The organism is Streptomyces sp. NPDC048623, from assembly GCF_040650755.1.
Lineage (GTDB): Bacteria > Actinomycetota > Actinomycetes > Streptomycetales > Streptomycetaceae > Streptomyces.
In genome coordinates, this window is record NZ_JBEZHV010000025.1 from 78,548 (window position 1) to 101,720 (window position 23,173).

A 23,173-nucleotide genomic window follows, 5' to 3' on the forward strand; every position below is an offset into this window, starting at 1 on the left:
CTGCTCAGGCCCGTCCCCGGTTTCCCGCCCGACCCCGGAGAATGGGGGGCGTGCGTTATTGCGTCCTCGGGCCCACGCGGGCTCATACGGCAGAAGGAACCGTCGCCGTCGGCGGCCCCCGGGTGCGGGCGCTGCTCACCGTGCTCGCGGTGCGGGCCGGGCGCGCGGTGCCCGTGGGTGTGCTCGTGGACGAGGTCTGGGGCGCGGGAGCGGAACCCCCGGCCGACGCGGTGGCCGCGCTCCAGGCGCTGGTGGGGCGGCTGCGCAAGGCGCTCGGGCACGAGCGGGTGGAGTCCACCGAGGGCGGTTACCGGCTCGTGGCCGAGCCGGACGACGTGGACGCGCACCGTTTCGCCCGGCTCGCCGCCGAGGGCGTACGGGAGCTGGACGCGGGCCGGCCCGAACGCGCCGCCGCTCTGCTCGACGAGGCGCTGGCCCTGTGGAAGGGCCCGGCGCTCGCCGACCTGCCCGACCGGGCGGCCGAGGCGGCCCGCTGGGAGGCCCGCCGCCTGGACGCCCGCCGGGCCGGGCTCGGCGCGGCGCTCGCGCTCGGCGAGGCGGCCGGAGTATTGCCCGAACTGGCCGCGCTGTGCGCGGAACACCCGCTGGACGAGCCGCTGCAGGCACTGCGGATCCGCGCGCTGCGCGATGCCGGCCGCCCGTCCGAGGCGCTCGCCGCGTACGAGGAGGTACGGCGTGAGCTCGCCGACCGCCTCGGCACGGACCCGTCGCCCGAACTCCGGTCCCTGCACGCGGCGTTGCTGGCGGAGCCCGCGCCCGAGCCGGTGGGGTCCGCACCCCTCGCGGGCAACCTGCGGGCCCGGCTCACCAGTTTCGTCGGCCGCGAGGACGACATCTCCGCCCTCCAGGACGCCCTGCGCACCGCCCGGCTCGTCACCCTCCTCGGGCCCGGCGGCGCGGGGAAGACCCGCCTCTCCCAGGAGGCCGCGGAGCGAGCCGCCGGACACGCGGGCGCGGGCGGCAGCTGGCCCGACGGCGTCTGGCTCGCCGAACTCGCCCCCGTCACCGACCCGGAGGCCGTCACCGAGGCCGTCCTCGGCGCGCTCGGCGGCCGTGAGACCGTCCTGCGCGGCGCGGGCGCCGAAGAACTGCGCTTCGGCGAGGACCCGGCCGACCGTCTCGTCGAGCAGTGCGCGGGCCGCCGCATGCTGCTCCTCCTCGACAACTGCGAACACGTCGTGGGCGCGGCGGCAAGACTGACGGCCGAGCTGCTCGCCCGCTGTCCGGGCGTGACGGTCCTCGCGACCAGCCGTGAGCCCCTTGGCGTCCCGGGGGAGGTGCTGCGCCCGGTGGGCCCGCTGCCGGAGGCGACCGCGCTGCGGCTCTTCGCCGAGCGGGGCGCGGCGGCCCGCCCGGGCTTCTCGGTCGACGAGGGCCAGGACCGGGAGGCGGCCGCGGAGATCGTGCGCCGTCTGGACGGTCTGCCGCTCGCGATCGAACTGGCCGCGGCCCGCCTGCGTATGCTCACCCCGCGCCAGATCGCCGACCGCCTCGACGACCGTTTCCGTCTCCTGACCTCGGGCGCCCGTACCCTCCTGCCCCGCCAGCAGACGCTGCGCGCGGTCGTCGACTGGTCCTGGGACCTCCTGGACGAGCCGGAACGTGCGGTCCTGCGCCGCCTGTCGGTGTTCACGGGCGGCTGCGACCTGGAGGCGGCGGAGGCGGTCTGCGCGGAACCGGAGAGCGCCGGCCCCGCCGACGTCCCCGACGTCCCCGACGTCCTCGACGTCCTCGGTTCCCTCGTCGACAAGTCCCTCGTCGTCGCCACCCCCACCGACGCCGGTATGCGCTACCGCCTCCTGGAGACCGTCGCCGAGTACGCCGCCGAGCGGCTCGACGAGGCGGACGGGGACCGGGGCGCCACCGAGCGGCGGCACCTCACGTACTACCGCGAGCTCGCCCGGCTCACCGACCCCGAGCTGCGCACCGGGCGCCAGGTGGCGGCGATCGCACGCTTCACCGTCGAGTACGGGAATCTGCGGACCGCGCTGCGGCGGGCCGTCGCTGCGCGGGACGAGCACGAAGGCCTGGTGCTCGTACACGCGTTGCTCTGGTACTGGAACATGCGCGACCTCAGGGCCGACGCGCTGCACTGGGCCGAGTCCGTCGCCGCGCTCGGGCCCGATCCGTTCGGGCCGGACGCCGCGCCCGTCGTGCCGCTGTACGAGCCGGTCACCGCCGTCCCGCCGCTGGGCGAGGAGCAGTTGTGGGAGGCCAGGCGCGGGGTGCGGCTGATCGAGCTGCTGAACATGGACCACCAGACGGGGCGGTGGACGACCCCCGAGGGCGTCGCGCGGCTGCGGGTGATCGACGCGCACTATCCGCTGGGCCTCCCGCAGACCTGCCGGCTGCCCGGCTCCTTCAGCGTCTTCGCTGTCCTCCTCATCGCCGACCCGGGACGCATGGGCCAGGCCCTGGACGCGCATGTGGACGCCTGCCGCCGCTACGGCTACGAGTGGGAGCTCGGCAACGCCCTCCAGCTGCGCGCCAACATGCTCGCCAACCGCGCCGACCTGGCCGAGCGGGCGGCCGCCGACGCCGAGGAGAGCCTGCGGATCTTCGTACGGCTCGACGACGCCTGGGGCGCGGCCGAGGCGCTGTCCTCGCGCGGCGAGGCCCGTGAGCAACGTCTTGAGTTCGAGGGCGCCGCCGAGGACTACAAGGCCGCCATCGACTATGCGCGGCGGATCGGCGCCCAGTCCCAGATGGCGCTGCTCCGCGCCCGCTACGCCGACATGCTGTTCGAGACGGGCCGCCGGGAGGAGGCCGAGCGGATCCTGCGCGAGGTCGTCGAGGGCGAGCACGGGCGCGGGCACGAGCCGATGCTCGCGGCCCGGATCTTCCTCGCGGGGCTGCTCGGCCGGACCGGCCGCACGGCCGAGGCCCGGGTCCATCTGCACCGGCTGCTCGACGAGTTCCACTCGGACACCCTCTCCATCTTCGAGGGCTTCACGCTCGGCGCCCTGGGCTGGGTGCACAACCTCGACGAGGACCACGCCACCGCGTTCGCGTACGCCCGGCGCGCGTTCGAGCACTCCCGTGGCGCACTCTCGATGATGGTGGCCCCGCAGATGCCGGCGGCCCACCTGATCACCGCCGCCTGGGCGCTCGCCGGTCTCGCCGGTCTCGCCGGTCTCGGCGGACTCACCGGTCGAGGCGGCCCGTCGGCCCGCCTCGCCGCCGTGCTGCTCGGGGCGTACGAGTCGGCGCTCCCGCCCGCCCATCGGCCGCCGCCCATGGAGCGGGAGAACCTGGCCCGGGCCACCGCGCTCACCCGGGCCGCGCTCGCCGACGACGCCGCCTTCGAGGCCGCGTACGCCGAGGGCGGCGGCCTCTCCCTCGGGGAGGCCGCCGCCCTGCTCGAACGCGCCGACGCGATCTGAGGCGCGCCGAGTCCTTCCGTTCCCCCGAAGGGGATTCCCCCGCGTCGGCGGGTCAGGTCTTCTTGCGGAACTTGGCGACCGCGAGCGGCGCCGTGACGAGCGTGATGCCGACCGCCCAGGCCAGCGTCATCCACACCGCGTGGGCGACCGGGCCGCCGTTGATCAGGTTGCGGGCGGCGTCGGCGAGGTTGGACAGCGGGTTGTACTCGGTGAAGGACTGCAGCCAGCCGGGCATCGTGGTCGGCGGGGTGAAGATCGACGAGCCGAACTGCAGCGGCATCAGGACCAGCATGGCCATGCCCTGGACGGCCTGGGCCGTCTTCATGGTGAGACCGAGCAGGATGAAGATCCACATCAGCGCGGCGCCGAAGACCATCGACAGACCGATCGCGGCGAGGAGATGGAACACCGAGGTGTGGATCTCCAGGCCGAGCAGGAATCCCATGCCGAGCAGGATCGCGGTGGCCACCAGCATGCGGCCGACCTCGACGACGATCTTCGCGATGAGCACCGAGGAACGGGCGATCGGCATGGTCCGGAACCGGTCCATGACGCCCTTCTTGAAGTCGTCGTTGATGCCGGTGCCGACGGCCATCGCGATGTTCATGCCCATCATGGCCATCAGGCCGGGCACCAGGTAGTTCACGTACACCTGCTGGTTGCCCTTGCCGGCCACGGCGCCGCCGAAGACGTAGGTGAACAGCAGGATGAAGATGACCGGCATCAGGACGGCGTCGAACATCGACTCCGGGTCCTGCTTGATCTGCAGCGCGTTGCGCCGGGCCAGGGCGCCGATGTGGCGCAGGTTGGCGCGCAGGCCGATCCGGCCGTCGGTGCGGTCGTCCGCGGCCCGCCGGGCGGGCGCGGGGCCTCGGGTGCCGGCGGTGGACTCGGGCAGGGTGGTGGTGCTCATGCGGCGACCTCCTGAGGAATCGCGTCGGAAGCGTCGGATGCGGAGGCCGTCTTCTCGCCGGTGATGGCGAGGAACACCTCGTCGAGGCTGGGCAGATGGGTGCCGATGTGGGCGATGCCATAGCCGCGGGCGGCGAACAGGCCCACGACGGCGGTCAGTTGCTCGTCGCTGAGGATCGGTACGTACAGCGCGTCCTCGTCGGGGACGACGGTCGCGCCGGCGACCCCGTCCAGGCCGGTCTCGCGCAGCGCCCCCGCCATGGCGGTGAGGTCGGCCGGGTCGGTCGGGCGGACCGTGAGGGTCCGGCCGCCGACCCGGGCCTTGAGCTCGTCGACCCCGCCCCTGGCGATGACCCGGCCGCGGTCGATGACGGTCAGCTCGCTCGCGAGCTGCTCCGCCTCCTCCATGTACTGGGTGGTGAGCAGCACGGTCGCGCCCTCGGCGACCATCCGCTGCACCTCGTCCCACACCTCGTTGCGGGTGCGCGGGTCGAGACCGGTGGTGGGCTCGTCCAGGTAGAGCACGGAGGGCTGCCCGATCATCGAGGCGGCCAGGTCGAGGCGGCGCCGCATGCCGCCGGAGTAGTTCATCGCGGGGCGCTTGGCGGCCTCGGTGAGGGAGAAGCGCTCCAGCATCTCGTCGGCGCGGCGGCGGGCGTCCTTGCGGGAGAGATCGAGCAGCCGCCCGATCATGTAGAGGTTCTCCCAGCCGGACAGCTTCTCGTCGACGGAGGCGTACTGGCCGGTGAGGCCGATGGTGCGGCGCAGCTGGCGGGGCTGGCGCACCACGTCGTAACCGGCGACGACGGCGGTCCCGGCGTCCGGGACGATGAGGGTGGACAGACAGCGGACGAGGGTGGTCTTGCCGGCGCCGTTGGGACCGAGGACGCCGAGGACGGTGCCCTCGCGGACGTCCAGGTCGATCCCGTCGACCGCTTTCGTCGCGCCGAAGTGCTTCACGAGGCCCCGGACCTCGACGGCGTTGGTGTGTGATCGCGTCATGTCCACCATGGAACAGGGCGCCACCGACAGCGCACCGACAGGCGACCGACAGCCCCGCCCACAGACGTCGACAGCCCGCCGACGGGGGACGGTCGGCGGGCTGTCTCGTGGTGCCGGAGGTGGCTAGTGGAAGGTGTGTTCCTCGGCGGGGAACGCCCCGCCGGCCACGTCCTCCGCGAAGGCCTTGGCGGCGTCGCCGAGGGTCTCGCGCAGGTTGGCGTACTGCTTGGTGAAGCGCGGCACCTTGCCGCCGGTCAGACCGGCCATGTCGGTCCAGACGAGGACCTGGGCGTCGGTGCCCGGGCCGGCGCCGATGCCGATGGTGGGGATGTGCAGGGAGCGGGTCACCTCGGCGGCCAGCTCGGCCGGGACGAGCTCCAGGACCACGGCGAAGGCGCCCGCGTCCTGCGCGGCCTTGGCGTCGTGCAGCAGCTTGTGGGCGGCCTCGTCGGAGCGGCCCTGCACCCGGTAGCCCATGGTGTTGACGGACTGCGGGGTCAGGCCCAGGTGGGCCATCACGGGGATGCCGGCCTGGACGAGCATCTCGGTCTGCGGCAGCGAGCGCTCGCCGCCCTCCAGCTTGATCGCGCCGACGCCCGCCTCCTTGACCAGGCGGGTGGCGTTGCGCAGGGCCTGGACGGGCCCTTCCTGGTACGAGCCGAAGGTGAGGTCGGCGACGACGAGGGCGCGCTTGGTGCCCCGGACGACGGCGGCGGACAGCAGGGTCATCTCGTCCATCGTGACGGGCACGGTGGTGTCGTAGCCGAGATGGCAGTTGCCCATGGAGTCGCCGACGAGGATCACGGGGATGCCGGCCTCGTCGAAGACGGAGGCGGTCATCGCGTCGTAGGCGGTGAGCATGGGCCACTTCTCGCCGCGGGTCTTGGCGGCGGCGATGTCGTGGACGGTGATGCGGCGGGTGCCCTTCCCTCCGTACAGCGCCTTGCTGCTGTCGGCGGGCGGTTTCTGGGCAGCCTGAAGCGTCATGGTGAACGGCTCCTTCTGTCATCTCGAGGCGCCCTGTGGCGTCCCCGGACCACATCCATGGTGGCACTTCCCGGGCCGGACGGGGAAGCCGGGCGGGGGTGGGGGCCGGCGTGGCGCTGTTCACATCCCCGCTTCACCCGCCCGCAACGTAAAGAGTCCGTCTTCTTATTCGATACGAGACGGTCTCGTATCGAAATGGGTCTAGGCTGAGCGGCATGTCTCAGCCGTCCCCTGTCTCCGCCGGTCCCTCGGGACCCGCCGGCGCCGCCGGAGCGCCGCACCGCGTTCCCGAGGCCGTGCACCGCCGCCGTTGGGCGATCCTCGGCGTGCTCATGCTCAGCCTGCTGATCGTGGTCCTCGACAACTCGATCCTCAACGTCGCCGTCAAGACCATCGCCAGCCCCGACCCGGTCGGCATCGGTGCCACCCAGAGCGAGCTCGAGTGGGCGATCAACTCGTACACGCTCGTCTTCGCCGGGCTCCTCTTCACCTCCGGCCTGCTCGGCGACCGACTCGGCCGCAAGAAGATCCTGCTCTTCGGCATCACCGTCTTCGGCCTCGGCTCCGCGCTCGCCGCGTTCTCCTCCAGCCCCGGCGAGCTCATCGCCTACCGGGCCGTGATGGGCCTCGGCGCCGCCTTCGTCATGCCGGCCACGCTCGCCGTCCTCATGAACGTCTTCGAGCGTGAGGAGCAGCCCAAGGCCATCGGCATCTGGGCCGGCAGCGTCGGTCTCGCCATCGCCGTCGGCCCCATCACCGGCGGTGTGCTCCTGGAGCACTTCTGGTGGGGCTCGATCTTCCTGGTCAACGTGCCCGTCGTGCTCCTCGCCCTGGCCCTGATGAGCTGGCTCGTCCCCGAGTCCAAGGACCCGAAGCCCGGCCGTATCGACCTGCCCGGTGTGCTGCTCTCCGTACTCGGCCTCGTCCTGCTCGTGTACGGCATCATCCGCGGCGGTGAGCTCGCGAGCTTCACCGATGTCACCGTGCTGCTCCCGGCCCTCGGCGGCCTCGCCGTCCTCGCCGGCTTCGTGCTGTACGAGAAGCGCAGCGACCACCCGGCGCTCGACGTCTCGTACTTCCGCAAGCCCGCGTTCTCGGCCGCCGTCGCCGCCATCGCGCTCGTCTTCTTCGCCCTCATGGGCGTGACCTTCTTCTCCGCGTTCTACCTGCAGAGCGTCCGCGGCTACAGCGCCCTGCAGGCCGGCCTGCTGATCCTGCCGCTCGCCATCGCCCAGATGGTGTTCGCGCCGCGGGCCCGCCTGGTCGTGGAGCGCTTCGGCGCCAGGGCCGTCTGCACGGTGGGCATGCTCGCCGTCGCCGTGGGCCTGTCCGCCTTCGCCTTCTTCGAGGCCGGCACGCCCGTGTGGGTCCTGGAGATCGTCTTCTTCCTGCAGGGCGCGGGCATGGCGCACATCATGCCGCCGGTCACCGTCGCCGTGATGCAGTCGCTGCCGCGCGAGAAGGCGGGCTCCGGCTCCGCGATCAACAACACCTTCCGGCAGGTCGGCGGCGCGCTCGGCGTGGCCGTCCTCGGCTCGGTGCTCTCCAGCACCTACCGGGGCGAGATCGAGGGGCACCTGGGCGCGGTCCCGGCGGGGCTGCGCGAGACCGCCGGCGAGTCCATCGAGGCCACCCTGGCCGTCGCCGGCAAGCTGGGCCCGGCCGGCCGCGACCTGGTCGCCCCGGCCTACGACGCCTTCCTCGACGCGATGCACGTCACCGCGATCGGTTCGGCCGCCGTCGCCGTCCTCGGCGCGCTCGTCGTCGCCCTCTTCCTGCCCGGCCGCACCCCCGAGGGCCAGGCCCCGGCGACGGCGGTCCCCGGCACCCGCGCGGAAGCGGGAGAATCGGTGACGAGGTAGGCAGGCCGGGAGGCGAACCCATGAGGAAGGCGGAACCGGACGTGACGCAGCGGTCGCAGCGGTCGCCCCACGCCGACGCGGCGAACGCGAGCGCACCTGCGCGCCAGGCGACCCCTGGGACGCCGCGCCGCGCCCCGGCGGGCCTGGCGGGCACCGGCCTGGCGGCCCCGGCGGACCCGGGCTCGGCCCATGCCCCGGCGGACCGCAGTCCGGCGCCGGTCCCCGGCTCCGCGTCGGGTCGCGCGTCGGCGCCGACCTTCGCTGCCGCGCCCGCGTCGGTTCCCGCCCCCGACTGCCCCGGTTCCGACGTCGGAGGTGTGCGGCGGGGGCGGCCGCGGAGTGGGGCTGTTGATCAGGCGATTCTCGATGCGGTGATCGAGCTCCTGGAGAGCGGGCTTTCGCTCTCCGATCTGTCCATCGAGAAGATCGCCCGCACCGCCGGGGTCGGCAAGGCCACGATCTACCGTCGCTGGCCCGGCAAGGACGAGCTCTTCGTCGACCTGCTGCGGGCCGTCGAGCCGCCGGACCCGGTGCTGCCCGGCACCTCGGTACGGGACGACCTCGTCACCTTCCTCGAATCGCTGCGGCAGCGCGGACTCGCCAAGCGGAGTTCCACGCTGCTGCACAGCGTCTTCGCGCAGATGCAGCTCTATCCCAAGTTGTGGGACGCCTACCACCAGTGCGTCATCGAACCCCGCCGCCGCATCGGCCTGGACGCCATCCGGCGCGGGATGGAACGCGGTGAACTCCGCGCCGACCTCGACCTCGAACTCGTCAACGACCTCTTCGTCGGCCCGCTGCTCGTCCGCACCGTCCTGCGGCCCGGCGCGCCACTCGACTCCGCCCTCCCGGAGCAGATCGTCGACGCCGTCCTCGACGGCCTGCGCCCGCAGGGCGGGACCGGAGACTGACACGCCGGGACGAATGTGCGCGTTCTGTCACAGCCCGCCGCCCCGCGCCACCTGCAGGAACCCGCGCCGCGCGGGCGTCGTCCCTCGATGCGTACGACCGATCCGGAGTGGCCTAGGGTCAATGCCGGGTCGCACAGCAAGGCAGCAGTGAGGACGGCAGCGATGGCGCGGGTGGACATGACGGAGACCGAGGACGGCGGAACGCCGGGCGATCAGGGCTCCGCCTCCCGGCCGGGCGGCCGGTTCGCCCGCTGGCGCCGCGGCTGGCGCGGCGACCGCGGCATCTGGCGCCGGGGCATCCTCCTCGCGCTGTGCGCCGTCCTGGTCGCGCTGGTGATGGTGTTTCACGCCGAGATCCCCAACAAGATCGGCAACCTCGGCAGTCTGACCGAGACCTTCCTGCCCTGGTTCGGCCTGTTCGTCCCGCTGCTGCTCGCCCTCGCGCTGCTGCGGCGCTCCGCGACCGCGCTGATCGCGCTCGTCCTGCCGGCCGTGGTCTGGCTCAACGTCTTCGGCGGGCTCGTCGTCGACAAGTCGCAGGCCGGCGGCGACCTCACCGTGGTGACCCACAACGTGAACGCCGAGAACCCCGACCCCGAGGGCACCGCCCGCGAACTCGCCGCGTCCGGCGCCGACGTCGTCGCCCTGGAGGAGCTCAAGGGCGACATGGTCCCGGTGTACGAGCGGGCGCTCGCCGGCACCTACCGGCACCACTCGGTGCAGGGCACGGTCGGCCTGTGGAGCAGGCACCCGCTGCGCGACACCCGCCCGGTCGACATCCGGCTCGGCTGGACCCGCGCCATGCGGGCCACCGTCGCCGCGCCGGCGGGCGAGGTCGCCGTGTACGTGGCCCATCTGCCCTCCGTACGCGTCAAGCTGAACGCCGGCTTCACCGCCACCCAGCGCGACGCCAGCGCCGACGCCCTCGGCGAGGCCATCTCCCGCGACCGCCACGAGCGCATCGTGCTGCTCGGCGACCTCAACGGCACCATGAACGACCGCGCCCTGAACGGCGTCACCGCCCAGCTGCGTTCGACCCAGGGCGCGGCCGGCGACGGCTTCGGTTTCAGCTGGCCGGCGTCCTTCCCGATGGCCCGCATCGACCAGATCCTGGTGCGCGGCGTCGAGCCGATGTCGTCCTGGACCCTGCCGGAGACGCGGAGCGACCACCTTCCGGTGGCCGCCCGCGTCAAACTGTGATGCAGAGTCTCAGGAGGTCGTCTCCCGCCACCGGTTGGTGATCGGAAGCCGGCGGTCCTTGCCGAAGCCCTTCGCGGAGATCTTCGTGCCCGGCGGGTACTGGCGCCGCTTGTACTCGGCCGTGTCGACCATCCGCAGCGTCCGCGCCACCAGCTCCTCCTCGAAGCCCGCCGCCACGATCTCGTCCTTGCCGCGGTCCCGGTCCACGTACAGCTCCAGGAGCCGGTCGAGGACCGCGTAGTCGGGCAGCGAGTCCGTGTCGACCTGCCCGGGGCGCAGTTCGGCGCTCGGCGGCTTGGTGAGGGTGTTCTCGGGGATCGGCGGGGTCTGCCCGCGCTCCTCGGCGGCCCGGTTGCGCCAGCGGGCCAGCCGGAAGACGTCCGTCTTGTAGACGTCCTTGATCGGGCCGTACGCGCCGACGGAGTCTCCGTACAGCGTCGAATAGCCCACCGCGAGCTCGGACTTGTTGCCCGGCGCGAGCACGATGTGGCCCTCCTCGTTGGAGAGCGCCATCAGCATCGTGCCGCGCAGCCGCGACTGGAGGTTCTCCTCGGCGAGGCCGGTGAGCGCCAGCGATCCCATGTACGCGTCGAACATCGGCTCGATGGACACCGTACGGAAGCTGAGGCCGGTGCGCCGGGCCAGTTCGGCGGCGTCGCCGCGGGAGTGGTCCGAGGAGTACTTCGACGGCATCGACACCCCGTACACGTTCGCCGGGCCGAGCGCGTCGCAGGCGATCGCGGCGACGAGCGCCGAGTCGATGCCGCCGGACAGGCCGATCAGGACCGAGCGGAAGCCGTTCTTCGCGACGTACGCGCGCAGGCCCACGACCAGGGCCGAGTAGACCTCCTCGTCGTCGTCGAGACGGTCCGCGAAACCGCCGGTCACCTCCGGCTCGTACGCGGGCAGTGGCTCCTCGGAGAGAACCACCCGGTCGATCCGCAGCCCGTCGTCGACCGTCCCGGCCGGGGCCTCGGCGAGCGGGGCGGCGGCCGGCAGGTCGAGGTCGAGGACCACACAGCCCTCGCTGAACTGCGGGGCGCGCGCCAGGACTTCGCCGGCCGCGTCGACGACGATCGAGTCGCCGTCGAAGACCAGCTCGTCCTGCCCACCCATCATGGCCAGGTAGGCGGTGACGCAGCCGGCCTCCTGGGCCCGCTTGCGGACCAGTTCGAGCCGGGTGTCGTCCTTGTTCCGCTCGTACGGCGAGGCGTTGACCGAGAGCAGCAGCCCGGCCCCGGCGGTGCGGGTGGCCGGCACCCGCCCCCCGTCCTGCCACAGGTCCTCGCAGATCGCGAGGGCCACGTCCACGCCGTGGACGCGCAGTACGGGCAGGGTGTCGCCCTGCACGAAGTAGCGGTACTCGTCGAAGACGCCGTAGTTGGGCAGGTGGTGCTTGGCGAAGCGCAGCACCACCTTGCCGCGGTGCAGCACCGCGGCCGCGTTCTCCGGCGAGCCGGCGGGCCGCCCGAGCCGGGGCAGGTCGTGCTCGGAGCGGTCGAGATAGCCGACGACCACGGGCAGTTCGCCGAGCCCCTCGTCGGCGAGCCGCCGCCCGAGCGCCGCGAGGGCGGCCCGGGAGGCCTCGACGAACGAGGGGCGGAGGGCGAGGTCCTCCACCGGATAGCCGGTGAGCATCATCTCGGGGAACGCGACGAGGTGCGCGCCCTGGGCGGCGGCGTGCCGGGTCCAGTGGACGACGGCCTCGGCGTTCCCGGCGAGGTCGCCGACCGTGGAGTCGATCTGATTCAGAGCGAGGCGTAGTTGAGGCACGCGCTCAGTTTATCGTCAATTCGACGCTATGTCGTGCGTCTATGCGTTCCGGTAGCCCAGGATCGTCATCATCCCCGTCTCCGCGTGGTAGATGTTGTGGCAGTGGATCATCCACTGGCCGGGGTTGTCGGCGTCGAACTCGATCGCCAGCGTCTGCTGCGGCAGCACCACCGCGGTGTCCTTCCGCACCCCGTTCGCCAGGGCGAAGGTGTGGCCGTGCAGGTGCAGCGGGTGCCACATGCTCGTGGTGTTCGTGAACTCCATCCGGACCCGCTCGCCCGCCTTCACGTCGAACCGCCGGTCCGGGTCGTACGGCCTGCCGTCGAAGGCCCAGTCGTACTTCATCATCCCGCCGGTGAGCTTCGAGGTGATCGTCCGGTCGGGCTTCCGCGCCGCGAGAGCCGCATCGGGCGCCGGCTTCAGCCGGTCCGCGGTGAGCACCCGCCCGTCCAGCTCCTTCGGGCGTACGCCGGGGGCCGGGGCGGCGCCCCTGCCCGTACGCAGCACGGCGAGTCCGGTGCGCCGCTTGCCCTCGGCGAGCGCGGTGAGCGGGAAGACGCCGTCCTTGACGGTGACGAGCACGTCGTAGCGCTCGCCCATGCCGAGCAGCAGCGCGTCGGTCGTCGCGTGGGTGACCGGGTAGCCGTCGGTGTGGGTCACCGTCATCTCGTGGCCGCCGAGCGCGATCCGGAAGGCGGTGTCGCCGCCCGCGTTGACGAAGCGGATCCGGACACGGTCGCCGGGCTTGGCGGTGAACTCGCCCGGGTCCTCCGGGACCCGTCCGTTGACCAGGTAGTACGGGTAGGCCACGTCGCCCGCGTCGCCGCCGAGCAGCTCGCTGACGGCGCCCATCATCATGCGGGAGGGGCCGGTGGAGGCGCCGGCGGACGGGGCCGCGCTCTCGGGCACGGAGTGGTCCATCCCCGGCATGGAGCTCATGTCGCCCATGTCGTGCCCCATGCCGTGCCCCATGCCGCCCATGCCCTGGCGGAGTTCGGCGAGCACGGCGTCCGGCGTCGAGCCGTCCACCCCGTCGACCCAGTCGTCCACGACGACGACCCACTCCTTGTCGTAGGAGAGGGGCTCCTTCGGGTCCTCGACGATCAGCGGCGCGTACAGGCCGCGGTCCATCTGGACACCGGAGTGCGGGTGGAACCAGTACGTGCCGGGGTGCGGGACCTTGAAGCGGTACGCGAACTCGGCACCCGCCCTGATGTCCTGCTGGGTGAGGCCCGGGACGCCGTCCATGTCGTTGCGCAGGGCGAGACCGTGCCAGTGCACCGAGGTCGGCTGCGGCAGGTGGTTGGCGAGGGTGAGGGCCAGGGTGTCGCCCGCCGTGACCCGCACCTCCTTGCCGGGCAGTGCGTCCCCGTACGCCCAGGACCTCACCGTGCGGCCGGCACCGAGGTCCAGGGTGGTGGGGGTGGCGGTGAGCTTGACCTCGCGGACGGAGCCGCCGCCGGGCCGCATCCGTTCGGCGGCGCCGACCTCGGTGCCGGTGGGGGAGACGTAGCCGGCGGCGGCGTCGGCCGGGGCGGACCCGCCGGAGCAGGCGGTGAGGAGTCCGGTGCCGGCGAGGGCCAGGCCGGCGCCGAGAACGGAACGGCGGTTGAGCTGCGGAGACGGAGACATGACGGACGCACCTCTCGTGCGAGGGAAGGAGGAAAGGGGAATGGACGGACGCGTCTGCTGCCCGTTCCTCCTAGATCCGCAGGACCGCCACCCGGTCGAGCACGGCGAGCCCCGGCGGCGGTGCCTGCGGCCACGCGGGCCGGCGCACCCCGCTCGTACGGCCTGCCGCGTGCCCGCCCCGCCGCCGCATCCGCAGCAGCGCGAGCCCGCCGAGCACCACGGCGAACGTGCCGAGCACGGCGAGACAGACGGCGAGCGGCCCGCCGCTCTGGTGGGCGGGGGCTTGCGCGGGGGTGGTGGGGGAGTGGGGCGCGAGGTGCCGGCCGGCTCCGGCGCGGCCTGCGTCTGCGGCCGCGTGGGTGGCGGTCCCGGCGAGGCCGAGGGCAGGGCCGTGGGCCGGGTTGTGCCCCTGGCCGTGGCCGACCGCGTGGGCGGCCGTCCTGGCGGGGCCGTGGGCAGCGCCGTGACTCCGGCCGTCACCCACCGCGTGGGTGACCCCCGTCATCGCCGCCGCAGTGTGTCCCGCCCCCGGCTCGTGCCCCAGCGTGTGCATCGTGACCAGCCCGAGCAGCAGCGCCGCGAGCAGCAACAGCCGCTCCACACCGCCCCGTGCCCGTACGGTCTCCGACATACCGGGCAGCATATACCCCTGCCCCGTACCACGCCGGACCGCCCGGGCGCCGTGGCCCGGGCGGTCCGAAGCGGTTTCGAAGGGGCGTCAGCGCGCCGCGTAGACGCTCTCGCAGAACGCCTTCAGCTGCTCGTCCGACAGGTGCTGGGCCAGATCGGCCTCGCTGATCATGCCGACCAGGCGCTTCCCCTCGACGACCGGAAGGCGCCGGATCTGGTGGCTCTGCATCTCCTCCAGGACCGCGCCGACGTCCGAGCCGGCCTCGATCCAGCGCGGAGTGCCCTTGGCCATCTCACCGCAGGTGACCTTCGCCGGGTCGTGGCCCATGGCCACACAACCGACCACGATGTCGCGGTCCGTGATGATGCCGCAGAGCCGTTCGTTCTCGTCGGCGATGGGCAGCGCGCCCACGTTGAGGTCGCGCATCAGCTGGGCGGCGCGGTCGAGCGTCTCGTGTGCCGGGATCCAGCGGGCTCCCGGGTGCATGATGTCCTTCGCCGTGGTCATGGGGTGCGTACCTTTCGTAGAACGTCGTCGTACTGCGGTCGTACGTACGTCCCCGAGCGCTCCCATTCTCCGTTCGCGACGCGGCCCCCGCGACCGCAGCGGTCACGGGGGCCGTCCTACCGGAGGCGAGGAGTCACGCCGCGGCGCCGCGCGCCTTGAGCATGTCCGCCATCAGCTTGATCTCGGACTGCTGCGCGTCGGCCATGCCCTGCGCCAGATCGCGCTCGATGCCCGGCACGCACCGCTCCGCACAGCCCTCGGCCATGTGGATGCCGCCCTTGTGGTGCTCGGTCATCAGCTTCAGGTACAGCACCTCGGCCTCGCGGCCGGAGGCCTTTCGCAGCTGGTCGAGCTCGGCGCGGGTCGCCATGCCCGGCATCAGCTCGCCGTCCTCGCCGCCCATGTCGTGGCCCATGCCCATCCAGGTCATCGGCGCCACGCCGGACTGCACCTTCGGCAGCCCCCACATGTCGAGCCAGCCGAACAGCATGCCGCGCTGGTTCGCCTGGGTGTTGGCGATGTCGTACGCGAGGCGGCGCACCTCCTCGTCCTTCGTCCGGTCGCGGACGATGAACGACATCTCGACGGCCTGCTGGTGGTGCACCGCCATGTCCCGGGCGAAGCCGGCGTCCGCCGACTCCGCGGTGGGGGTGGCCGGGGCGGCCCCGTCACGGTCGGCGGAGGCGACGGTCACCGCGCCGCCGGCGAAGAGCAGCGCGAGGACCACGGCGGTGACGGACGCCCACTGCGTCCGGTTCAGCTTCACTGGGCCTGTTCCATCTCGGTGCCGCCCTGGCCGCTCGCGTCCATGCCGCCGGTGCAGGCGGCGCCCGGCTCGGGGGTCTGCGGGCCGGCCACGTACTTGGTGAAGAAGGCGTCCACGCGCGGGTCGTCGGCGCCGTCCACGGTCACCTGCTTGCCCCAGGCGCTCAGCATGATGGCGCCGGACTGGCTGTCGACCGGGCTCATCAGCGAGTACGGGGTCTTCTTGACCTTGGCCTTCAGCTTGTCGAGGTCACCCGCGGCGGCCTTCTTGTTGTACGTCACCCAGACCGCGCCGTGCTCGAGCGAGTGCACGGCGTTGACGTCCTGGACCGGCTTGTCGTAGACGTCGCCGTTGCAGTTCTGCCAGATCGGGTTGTGGTCGCCGCCGACCGGCGGGTTCATCTCGTACTTGACCGGGGTCTTGACGTGGTTGCGGGTCAGCTTCTTGGCGTCCCAGGACTTCTCGCCCTCGATGGGGGACTTGGCGGCCGCGTCCGCCTGCTCCTGCTTGGTGTTCTCCTTGTTGATCACCCAGCCGCCGAAGCCGACCAGGCCGAGGACCACGACGGCGCTGATGCTGATCGTGAGGATGCGGTTGCGGCGCTCGCGGGACTGCTCGGCGCGGCGCATCTCCTCTATCCGGGCGCGGCGGTCGGCGGTGGTGGAACGGTTCGCCATGATGAAGTCGTCCTTCTTGAAGTCTGGGGGGTTACGAAGTGGTTCGGGGCGTGCGGGAGGGTCCCGTCGTCAGGGGGAGAGTGGTCCCCCTACGTCCGCAGGACTTGAAGGACATGCAGGTCCGGCGCCCGGGGCCGGGCGTCGGGGCGGGCCGGCCGCCCGTCGTCGAGAGCCGCCCAGGGGCGCGCGAGCCGCCCGTCCGCGTGCAGCGGGGGATCGAGCGGCGGCGCGCTGAGCACGGCCGGGGAGAGCGCCGGGAAGAGGGAGCAGTCGCCGCGCTCGTACGGGCAGATGTACTGCTCGTCGGCGGAGGCGTTCACGGCGGTGGCGGCGGTCGGGGCGGCCCTGGTGACCCTGTGGGCTCCGGGCTGCGCGCCCGGGTCGGCGACGCCCAGACAGAGGAAGAGCGCGCCGAGGAGCGTCGCCACGGCACTCACCAGTGCTGTGGGACGCGGGTGCCAGGACAGGCGTACGAGCCGCGGGTCCCCCATGGGCGCCGATGGTAGTGCCAGAAAGGGGCCCGTGGGCCGAACGGGGTACCACTCGGTACCGCTCCGCGCCCGCTCCGCGCCCGCTCCCTGCCGGGCGAGCCCGCGGGCCGCCGTACGGACGCCGCCTTTCGGCCGTTCCCCCGTTACCTGTGTCACATCCGAGCAGGCACTATGGGTGTGCAACGTGCACGAAACCATGTGGTGGGATGCTCAGGCGCCCCCCGAAGTGCTCGAGGCGGTGGGAGCAGGCGGCCTGACCAGCGAGGATGGGTGTGGAAATGGACAAGCAGCAGGAATTTGTGCTCCGTACGCTCGAGGAGCGCGACATCCGCTTCGTGCGTCTGTGGTTCACCGACGTGCTCGGCTTCCTGAAGTCGGTGGCGGTGGCCCCCGCCGAGCTGGAGCAGGCCTTCGACGAGGGCATCGGCTTCGACGGCTCCGCGATCGAGGGCTTCGCCCGGGTGTACGAGTCCGACATGATCGCCAAGCCCGACCCGGGCACCTTCCAGATCCTGCCGTGGCGCGCCGAGGCCCCGGGCACGGCCCGGATGTTCTGCGACATCCTCATGCCGGACGGCTCGCCGTCCTTCGCCGACCCCCGCTATGTCCTGAAGCGTGCCCTTGCCAAGACCTCGGACCTCGGGTTCACCTTCTACACCCACCCCGAGATCGAGTTCTTCCTCCTGAAGGACAAGCCGCTCGACGGCACCCGCCCCACCCCGGCCGACAACTCCGGCTACTTCGACCACACCCCGCAGAACGTCGGCATGGACTTCCGCCGCCAGGCCATCACGATGCTGGAGTCGATGGGCATCTCGGTGGAGTTCTCGCACCACGAGGGCGCGCCGGGCCAGCAGGAGATCGACCTGCGCTACGCGGACGCGCTGTCCACCGCCGACAACATCATGACCTTCCGCCTGGTCATGAAGCAGGTGGCGCTGGAGCAGGGCGTGCAGGCGACCTTCATGCCGAAGCCGTTCTCCGACTACCCCGGCTCGGGCATGCACACCCACCTCTCCCTCTTCGAGGGCGACCGCAACGCCTTCTACGAGTCGGGCGCCGAGTACCAGCTGTCCAAGGTGGGCCGCTCCTTCATCGCCGGTCTGCTGAAGCACGCGGGCGAGATCTCCGCCGTCACCAACCAGTGGGTCAACTCCTACAAGCGCATCTGGGGCGGCTCGGGCCGCACCGCCGGTTCGGGCGGCGAGGCCCCCGCGTACATCTGCTGGGGCCACAACAACCGCTCCGCGCTGATCCGCGTCCCCATGTACAAGCCCGGCAAGATGGGCTCCTCGCGCGTCGAGGTCCGCTCCATCGACTCCGGCGCCAACCCGTACCTGACCTACGCCGTCCTCCTCGCCGCCGGCCTCAAGGGCATCGAGGAGGGCTACGAGCTCCCGGCCGGCGCCGACGACGACGTCTGGGCGCTGAGCGACGCCGAGCGCCGCGCGATGGGCATCGAGCCCCTCCCGCAGAACCTCGGCGAGGCGATCACGCTGATGGAGCGCAGCGAACTGGTCGCGGAGACCCTCGGTGAGCACGTGTTCGACTTCTTCCTCCGCAACAAGAAGCAGGAGTGGGAGGAGTACCGCTCCGAGGTCACGGCCTTCGAGCTGCGCAAGAACCTGCCGGTGCTGTAAGCGGCCAAGGTGCCCGAGGGGGCGGAAACTCCCTCGACCGGCGCGGCGGGGGCGAGCAGACTGCCCGCCGTGGCAGAAACGAAGATCATCGAGACCGGACGGCTCGTCCTGCATCCGCTCGGCGTCGCCGACGCCGAGCGGATCGTCCACGCCGAGCAGCACGGCGCGGCCGCCCACTGGGGCGAGGGCTACCCGACCCAGGGCGACATCGCCGGTGTGGGCAACTTCCTCAGGGGCGTCGCCGAGCGCGGCGATCCCGGGGCCTACCGGGCGTACGAGATACGGCTCCGGGCCGACGGGACCGCGATCGGCGGGATCGGCTTCCACGGACCGCCGGACGCCGACGGCGTCGTCACCGTCGGCTACGGTCTGACGCCCGCCGTACGCGGCCGCGGCTACGCCTCCGAGTCGCTGCGCGCCCTGATCGCCCGCGCGCGGGAGGCCGGTGCCACGGCAGTCCGGGGTGACGCCGACCTGGACAACATCCCCTCGCACCGGGTCATGGAGGCGGCGGGCATGGCGTACGAGGGCGAGGACGAGCGGGTGCGGAACTACCGGGTGGTGTTCGCGGAGCGCGCCTGACCGCGCGCTTGCCCGATGCGGGCCGCTGTGTGTGCCGCGGTGCGGGCCGCCGTCTCGGCGAAGGTCCTGATCAGGGCCGTCTCGGTGGCGGTCGCCCAGACCAGGCCGTACTCCAGGGGCGGGGCGTCGTGGAAGGGGACGTACGCGACGCCGGGGCGCGGGTGGTAGCGGGCGCCCCGGGCGGCGCCCGGGGAGACCCCGCGTCCGGCGCCGACCAGGGAGAGCACCTCCTCCCAGGTCGCGGCGGCGGGGCCGTGTGCGACGGGCGCGCCCGACGGCGTGCGGGTCGGGTAGTGGGCCTCGTTCCAGGCCCGTGAGGCGGCCGGGCCCGCGGTGACGAGGGTGAGCCCGGCGAGGTCGTCGAGGCCCACCGAGGCGCGGGCGGCCAGCGGGTGGGCGGCCGGGACGAGCAGCACCCGGTCCTCGCGGATCAGGACAGGGCCGGCGGTGAGGCCGGGGACGCCGACCGGGAAGGCCGTGTACTGGACGTCGAGTCCCCCGTCCTCGACGGGGCGGGTGGCGCCCGCGAGCGGGACCTCGCGCAGGGTGATCTCGCAGCCGGGATGGCGGGCGAGGAACGCGTCGGCCGCGGCCGTGAGCAGCTCCCCGGCCCACGGCGACGCGAATCCGACCCGCAGCGTGCCGAGTAGGCCGCGCCCGGCGGCGGTGGCGCTCTCCAGGGCGGCCAGGATCCGCGCGTGGGCCGGGCGCAGCTCGTCGAGGAGGCGCCGCCCGATCGGGGTGAGGGCGACGCTGCGGCTGGTGCGGGCGAAGAGCGGGGTGCCGACCCGCCGTTCCAGCTTCTTGATCGTCTGCGAGACGCGCCCGGTGGAGACGCCGAGCCGCTCGGCGGTACGGCCGAAATGGAGTTCCTCGCCCAGGGTCAGGAACGCTTCGAGCTCATGACGCTCCAGCACGGCGGCACCTCCCCAGCACGGTGGACGCGATCGTTGAGTCTCGCTCAACGCCGATGACATTCTTCCAGCTTGATGGGGTCCGGCGGCGGGCGGGAGCCTGAACCGCGTGACCCTCCCGACCTCCCGTACCCGCCTGGACCCCCAGGCCACGCCCGCCCCCGCCCCCGCAGCCGCCACCGCCCCGCTGAACGTTCCCGTGCTCGCCGTCGCCGGGGCCGTCGCGGTGGCCAACCTCTACTTCCCGCAGCCGCTGCTCGCCGCGATCGCCCGCGGGCTCGCGGTCTCCGACCGCACGGCGGGCCTCCTCGCGACGGCCGGACAGCTCGGGTACGCGCTCGGCATCCTGCTCCTCGTGCCGCTCGCCGACACCGCGCGCCTGCGCCGACTCACGAGTGCGCTGCTCGCCGTGACCGCCGCCGCCCTCCTCGCCGCCGCCGCGGCCCCCGACGCCCTCACCCTGCTGCTCGCCACCCTGGTCCTCTCCACGACCACCGTGCTGCCGCAGATCCTCACCCCGGTCGCGGCCGCCCTCGCCGGGCCCGGGCGGCGCGGCCGGGTCGTCGGCTCGATCGGCCTGGCGCTCACACTCGGCTCGACCCTCTCCCGTACCGTCTCGGGCGCGCTCTCCGACGCCACCGGCAGCTGGCGCACCGCCTACGCGGTGGCCGCGGTCGCCACGGCCGCACTGCTCCTCGTCCTGCCGCGGGCGCTGCCGGAGCGGCTCGCCGCCGCCGCACCGGGCGCGCCCCCCGTCCCGTACCGGCGGACGCTCGCCACCCTGCCGCGGCTGCTCGCCGCGCACCGCGCCCTGCGGGTGTCGGCGCTCACCGGGGCGAGCGTCTTCGCCGCGTACAGCGTGTTCTGGGCGGCGCTCGTCTTCCACCTGGCCGCGCCGCCCCTGGGGTACGGGCCGAGCGCGGCCGGTCTGTTCGGCCTGCTCACCGTGCCGGCGGCGCTGGCCTCGGCGTACGCGGGACCGCTGACCGACCGGCACGGCGCCGGTCCGGTGGCCCGGTGGGGCCTGGGCTGCGTGATCCTGGGACTCGCGGTCGCAGGACTCGCACCGGAGTCGGCCGTCGCGCTCGTCGTCGCGGCCGGGCTCGTGGTCCTGGGGACCAGCGGCTGCCAGGTGGCGAACCAGGCGCGGGCGCTCGGCCTCGGCCGCGCGGTGACGGCCCGCGCCAACACGGTGTTCATGCTGGCCACCTTCGGCGGCGGCGCGCTCGGCTCGCTCACCGCCGCGTGGCTGTACGGGGCGTACGGCTGGACGGCGGCGCTCCTCGCGGCGGCGGGCTTCACCGCGCTCGGCCTGACGGGCGCGGTGCTCCCGGGCCGCGCTGAGGCGCGGGCTGAGGCCCGCGCTGAGGCCGGCGCTGGCCCGGCTCTGCCAGCGTGACCCCGCTGTCAGCGTGCGGAGAGCTCCGACGGCGCCTCCTGCACCGTCCACCCGTTGCCGTCCGGGTCCTGGAAGGACAGGAAGGAGTTCCAGGTGTCGCCCTTGCCCTCCTCCCAGCCGGTCGCGCCGACATGCATGACCGGGGAGACGTCCACGCCCGCCGCGACGAGCGCGCCACGCGCCGCGTCGATGTCCGTGACGCACAGCTGGAGGCCGTGCAGGGAGCCGGCGGCCGTCGCGCCGGCGCCCGGGAACGTGGGCATGCCCTGGATGAGGGAGATCGAGCAGCGCGAGCCGGGCGGGGTCAGCTGGATGATCCGGACGCCCGGGGCGACCTCCTGGTCCAGGTCCACCTTGAAGCCGCACTTCTCGCCGTAGAACTCCTTCGCCCGGTCCAGGTCGGTGACGGGCACGGTGATGACTTCCAGGGTCCAGTTCACGATCACGTCTCCTGCGGGTGGGTGCCGGTGGGTGCCGGTGGGGCACGTACCACCCTGACGCACCGGCCCGCCGCCGCGCACCCGGACCACCCACGTCCACCCGCCGGATAGGCTCACGTGTTGCCTTCGAGATCCGTAATGATTGCTGAGGGCGGCATTCGTGAGTTCGCGAGTTCGTGGGTCGAATGTGTGACCTTTTCGCGGTGGTCTCGTTGATCGGATGACGGCACCAGCACTGCGAGGGAGGGGGGTTGGTGAGCCGGAGGCTGCCGCTGGGGGCGGGCGAGGCGGCCCGCACCGCGTGTGCCCGCGTCCTGCTCCGGTCGGGCGTGGACGAGAAGACCGGTGTTGTCCTCACCTCCGCCGCCCTGTCGGAACGGGTGGGCTGGTGCGCCGATCTGGTGGCGGGCATGGCCGGGGTGTTGCTGTCCGGGCACTGGAATACCGCTGATGTGGACACACTGGCCTCCGGGGTGGATGCGGGCGGGAAGACGTTGCCGTCGAATGCGTGGATGGCCTTGCGCAGGCTGGGCTGGACCACCGCCCCCAGCGGGGGTGTGCGGGTGAACGACCGGATCGTGCGCATGGCCCAGGAACAGGCCGGGCGCGCTTTGCGATCGGTGAAGTGGCGTGCTGATCTGGTGGCCGGTGTACTGGCCTCCTGGCCCGCCGACCCGAACAGACGCACCCCCGAGGAGTGGAACGCGACGCGGGCCGCGATTCCCGGCGGGGAGTACCTTCCGTCGAGTGTGATCCGTTCCCGCACGCGGCAGATCGCCTCGTATCTGTGTGAGCACGGCCGTCTGCCGGCGGATGTGTTCGAGCTGGAACCCGAGCCCTGTACGGCGCGGATGCTGCTGCTCGCCGCGTGCGACGGCCAGCAGGCCACCATCGAACGCTCCGTGACCGAGCCGACGAGGGTTCTGCTGCGGCTTCAGCTCCCCGCCCGTCCGGACCCGCAGAAGTATGCGGACTGGACGTGGGTGGCCTGCCCGATCCTGCTGCCGCCCACGGTCCCGGCGAACGCGATCCTCCACCCGCCCACCCTGCGCCCCACGGGCGAGAAGGTGCGGGCCGATCTGGCCTTCACTCACCCGGCGCCGAAGACCCGGCGCAGCGGTCACACGGTGGCTCTGGGGGTGGACTGGGGCCTGAACACGCTCCTCAGCGCGGGCGCGGCCCGGCTTCACCCGGACGGGCGTATCACCGCCCTCGGCGCGGGCGCGCAGTTCCGGGCCGCCGGTGTGCTGGCCAAGCAGTACCGGCTGCGCCGTATCAGTGAGCACCTCAACGCGAAGACCGGCCACTACACCCGGCTCGCCGACCCCGCCCTGGACCGCAAGGCGCAGGTGCTGGCGGAGGAGATCCGGCGGGTGTCGGAGCGGCGCTCGAACCTCAACGACGCCCTCGCCTGGAGTGCGGCCCGCTGGGCCGTGGACCAGG

Annotated in this window: 20 protein-coding genes; 8 read left to right on the forward strand and 12 right to left on the reverse strand. The window is 72.9% G+C overall.

Features of this window, described 5'->3' with window-relative positions:
- Positions 1 to 50: 50 nt before the first annotated feature.
- The gene (locus tag AB0C73_RS29600; RefSeq protein WP_362536131.1) at positions 51 to 3,404 is read left to right on the forward strand and encodes a BTAD domain-containing putative transcriptional regulator; all 3,354 of its coding nucleotides are present in this window, start codon (positions 51 to 53) and stop codon (positions 3,402 to 3,404) included.
- 52 nt (positions 3,405 to 3,456) lie between these two features.
- Here AB0C73_RS29600 and AB0C73_RS29605 read toward each other — a convergent pair whose 3' ends face one another.
- The 3 genes from AB0C73_RS29605 to panB all read right to left on the reverse strand — a co-directional run bounded on the left by AB0C73_RS29605 (position 3,457) and on the right by panB (position 6,305).
- On the reverse strand, positions 3,457 to 4,317 hold the full coding sequence (locus AB0C73_RS29605) for an ABC transporter permease (protein ID WP_362536133.1): 861 nt from the start codon (positions 4,315 to 4,317) through the stop codon (positions 3,457 to 3,459).
- Positions 4,314 to 5,327, reverse strand: coding sequence for an ATP-binding cassette domain-containing protein (locus AB0C73_RS29610; RefSeq protein ID WP_362536134.1), 1,014 nt, complete (start codon positions 5,325 to 5,327; stop codon positions 4,314 to 4,316). The genes AB0C73_RS29605 and AB0C73_RS29610 overlap by 4 nt, the downstream gene beginning before the upstream one ends.
- Before the next feature lie 114 nt (positions 5,328 to 5,441).
- Positions 5,442 to 6,305 (reverse strand): 3-methyl-2-oxobutanoate hydroxymethyltransferase, encoded by an 864-nt coding sequence (gene panB, locus AB0C73_RS29615; RefSeq protein WP_362536136.1) that lies wholly within the window; start codon positions 6,303 to 6,305, stop codon positions 5,442 to 5,444.
- A gap of 215 nt (positions 6,306 to 6,520) precedes the next feature.
- On the opposite strand from panB, the gene AB0C73_RS29620 reads away from it, so the two are divergent.
- From AB0C73_RS29620 to AB0C73_RS29630, 3 genes are all read left to right on the forward strand, one after another.
- Complete coding sequence (locus AB0C73_RS29620; RefSeq protein ID WP_362536138.1) at positions 6,521 to 8,167, forward strand: MFS transporter; 1,647 nt, start codon at positions 6,521 to 6,523, stop codon at positions 8,165 to 8,167.
- Between the two features lie 317 nt (positions 8,168 to 8,484).
- Positions 8,485 to 9,078, forward strand: a complete 594-nt coding sequence (locus tag AB0C73_RS29625; protein ID WP_362536178.1) for a TetR/AcrR family transcriptional regulator — start codon at positions 8,485 to 8,487, stop codon at positions 9,076 to 9,078.
- Positions 9,079 to 9,240: 162 nt separating this feature from the next.
- Positions 9,241 to 10,278 (forward strand): endonuclease/exonuclease/phosphatase family protein, encoded by a 1,038-nt coding sequence (locus tag AB0C73_RS29630; protein ID WP_362536140.1) that lies wholly within the window; start codon positions 9,241 to 9,243, stop codon positions 10,276 to 10,278.
- A 9-nt stretch (positions 10,279 to 10,287) separates the two neighbouring features.
- Here the strand turns inward: AB0C73_RS29630 and AB0C73_RS29635 are convergent, their stop codons facing one another.
- The 7 genes from AB0C73_RS29635 to AB0C73_RS29665 all read right to left on the reverse strand — a co-directional run bounded on the left by AB0C73_RS29635 (position 10,288) and on the right by AB0C73_RS29665 (position 16,755).
- Positions 10,288 to 12,051 carry an NAD+ synthase gene (locus AB0C73_RS29635; RefSeq protein WP_362536142.1) on the reverse strand — a complete coding sequence of 588 codons (1,764 nt, stop codon included), beginning with the start codon at positions 12,049 to 12,051 and terminating at the stop codon, positions 10,288 to 10,290.
- A 39-nt stretch (positions 12,052 to 12,090) separates the two neighbouring features.
- Positions 12,091 to 13,683 (reverse strand): multicopper oxidase family protein, encoded by a 1,593-nt coding sequence (locus AB0C73_RS29640; RefSeq protein WP_362536144.1) that lies wholly within the window; start codon positions 13,681 to 13,683, stop codon positions 12,091 to 12,093.
- A 70-nt stretch (positions 13,684 to 13,753) separates the two neighbouring features.
- Positions 13,754 to 14,314, reverse strand: coding sequence for a hypothetical protein (locus AB0C73_RS29645; protein ID WP_362536146.1), 561 nt, complete (start codon positions 14,312 to 14,314; stop codon positions 13,754 to 13,756).
- Between the two features lie 87 nt (positions 14,315 to 14,401).
- A complete protein-coding gene (locus AB0C73_RS29650; RefSeq protein WP_362536148.1) occupies positions 14,402 to 14,821 on the reverse strand; it encodes a CBS domain-containing protein in 420 nt (139 codons plus the stop codon).
- A gap of 133 nt (positions 14,822 to 14,954) precedes the next feature.
- Positions 14,955 to 15,587, reverse strand: a complete 633-nt coding sequence (locus AB0C73_RS29655) for a DUF305 domain-containing protein (RefSeq protein WP_362536150.1) — start codon at positions 15,585 to 15,587, stop codon at positions 14,955 to 14,957.
- On the reverse strand, positions 15,584 to 16,264 hold the full coding sequence (locus AB0C73_RS29660) for a DUF3105 domain-containing protein (protein WP_362536152.1): 681 nt from the start codon (positions 16,262 to 16,264) through the stop codon (positions 15,584 to 15,586). Before AB0C73_RS29660 ends, AB0C73_RS29655 begins: the two co-directional genes overlap by 4 nt.
- A gap of 89 nt (positions 16,265 to 16,353) precedes the next feature.
- Positions 16,354 to 16,755, reverse strand: a complete 402-nt coding sequence (locus AB0C73_RS29665; protein WP_362536154.1) for a hypothetical protein — start codon at positions 16,753 to 16,755, stop codon at positions 16,354 to 16,356.
- A gap of 278 nt (positions 16,756 to 17,033) precedes the next feature.
- Here AB0C73_RS29665 and AB0C73_RS29670 point away from each other — a divergent pair, with 278 nt between their 5' ends.
- Together AB0C73_RS29670 and AB0C73_RS29675 are read left to right on the forward strand one after the other, a co-directional pair.
- Complete coding sequence (locus AB0C73_RS29670) at positions 17,034 to 18,395, forward strand: glutamine synthetase family protein (protein ID WP_362536156.1); 1,362 nt, start codon at positions 17,034 to 17,036, stop codon at positions 18,393 to 18,395.
- A 69-nt stretch (positions 18,396 to 18,464) separates the two neighbouring features.
- Complete coding sequence (locus AB0C73_RS29675) at positions 18,465 to 18,977, forward strand: GNAT family N-acetyltransferase (RefSeq protein ID WP_362536158.1); 513 nt, start codon at positions 18,465 to 18,467, stop codon at positions 18,975 to 18,977.
- Here AB0C73_RS29675 and AB0C73_RS29680 read toward each other — a convergent pair.
- Complete coding sequence (locus AB0C73_RS29680) at positions 18,947 to 19,894, reverse strand: LysR substrate-binding domain-containing protein (RefSeq protein ID WP_362536160.1); 948 nt, start codon at positions 19,892 to 19,894, stop codon at positions 18,947 to 18,949. The genes AB0C73_RS29675 and AB0C73_RS29680 overlap by 31 nt on opposite strands.
- 106 nt (positions 19,895 to 20,000) lie before the next feature.
- On the opposite strand from AB0C73_RS29680, the gene AB0C73_RS29685 reads away from it, so the two are divergent.
- Positions 20,001 to 21,290, forward strand: a complete 1,290-nt coding sequence (locus AB0C73_RS29685; RefSeq protein ID WP_362536162.1) for an MFS transporter — start codon at positions 20,001 to 20,003, stop codon at positions 21,288 to 21,290.
- A gap of 8 nt (positions 21,291 to 21,298) precedes the next feature.
- Here the strand turns inward: AB0C73_RS29685 and AB0C73_RS29690 are convergent, their stop codons facing one another.
- Positions 21,299 to 21,730 (reverse strand): VOC family protein, encoded by a 432-nt coding sequence (locus AB0C73_RS29690; RefSeq protein ID WP_362536163.1) that lies wholly within the window; start codon positions 21,728 to 21,730, stop codon positions 21,299 to 21,301.
- 254 nt (positions 21,731 to 21,984) lie between these two features.
- Between AB0C73_RS29690 and AB0C73_RS29695 the strand changes: the two genes are divergently transcribed.
- A partial coding sequence (locus AB0C73_RS29695) for a transposase (RefSeq protein WP_362536165.1) occupies positions 21,985 to 23,173 on the forward strand: 1,189 nt, incomplete at its 3' end.

Coding starts and splice junctions, on each gene's coding strand:
- AB0C73_RS29605 (WP_362536133.1), bottom strand. CDS start 4,317: ATGAGCACCACCACCCTGCCCGAGTCCACCGCCGGCACCCGAGGCCCC.
- AB0C73_RS29610 (WP_362536134.1), bottom strand. CDS start 5,327: ATGGTGGACATGACGCGATCACACACCAACGCCGTCGAGGTCCGGGGC.
- panB (WP_362536136.1), bottom strand. CDS start 6,305: ATGACGCTTCAGGCTGCCCAGAAACCGCCCGCCGACAGCAGCAAGGCG.
- AB0C73_RS29620 (WP_362536138.1), top strand. CDS start 6,521: ATGTCTCAGCCGTCCCCTGTCTCCGCCGGTCCCTCGGGACCCGCCGGC.
- AB0C73_RS29630 (WP_362536140.1), top strand. CDS start 9,241: ATGGCGCGGGTGGACATGACGGAGACCGAGGACGGCGGAACGCCGGGC.
- AB0C73_RS29640 (WP_362536144.1), bottom strand. CDS start 13,683: ATGTCTCCGTCTCCGCAGCTCAACCGCCGTTCCGTTCTCGGCGCCGGC.
- AB0C73_RS29645 (WP_362536146.1), bottom strand. CDS start 14,314: ATGTCGGAGACCGTACGGGCACGGGGCGGTGTGGAGCGGCTGTTGCTG.
- AB0C73_RS29650 (WP_362536148.1), bottom strand. CDS start 14,821: ATGACCACGGCGAAGGACATCATGCACCCGGGAGCCCGCTGGATCCCG.
- AB0C73_RS29660 (WP_362536152.1), bottom strand. CDS start 16,264: ATGGCGAACCGTTCCACCACCGCCGACCGCCGCGCCCGGATAGAGGAG.
- AB0C73_RS29665 (WP_362536154.1), bottom strand. CDS start 16,755: ATGGGGGACCCGCGGCTCGTACGCCTGTCCTGGCACCCGCGTCCCACA.
- AB0C73_RS29670 (WP_362536156.1), top strand. CDS start 17,034: ATGGACAAGCAGCAGGAATTTGTGCTCCGTACGCTCGAGGAGCGCGAC.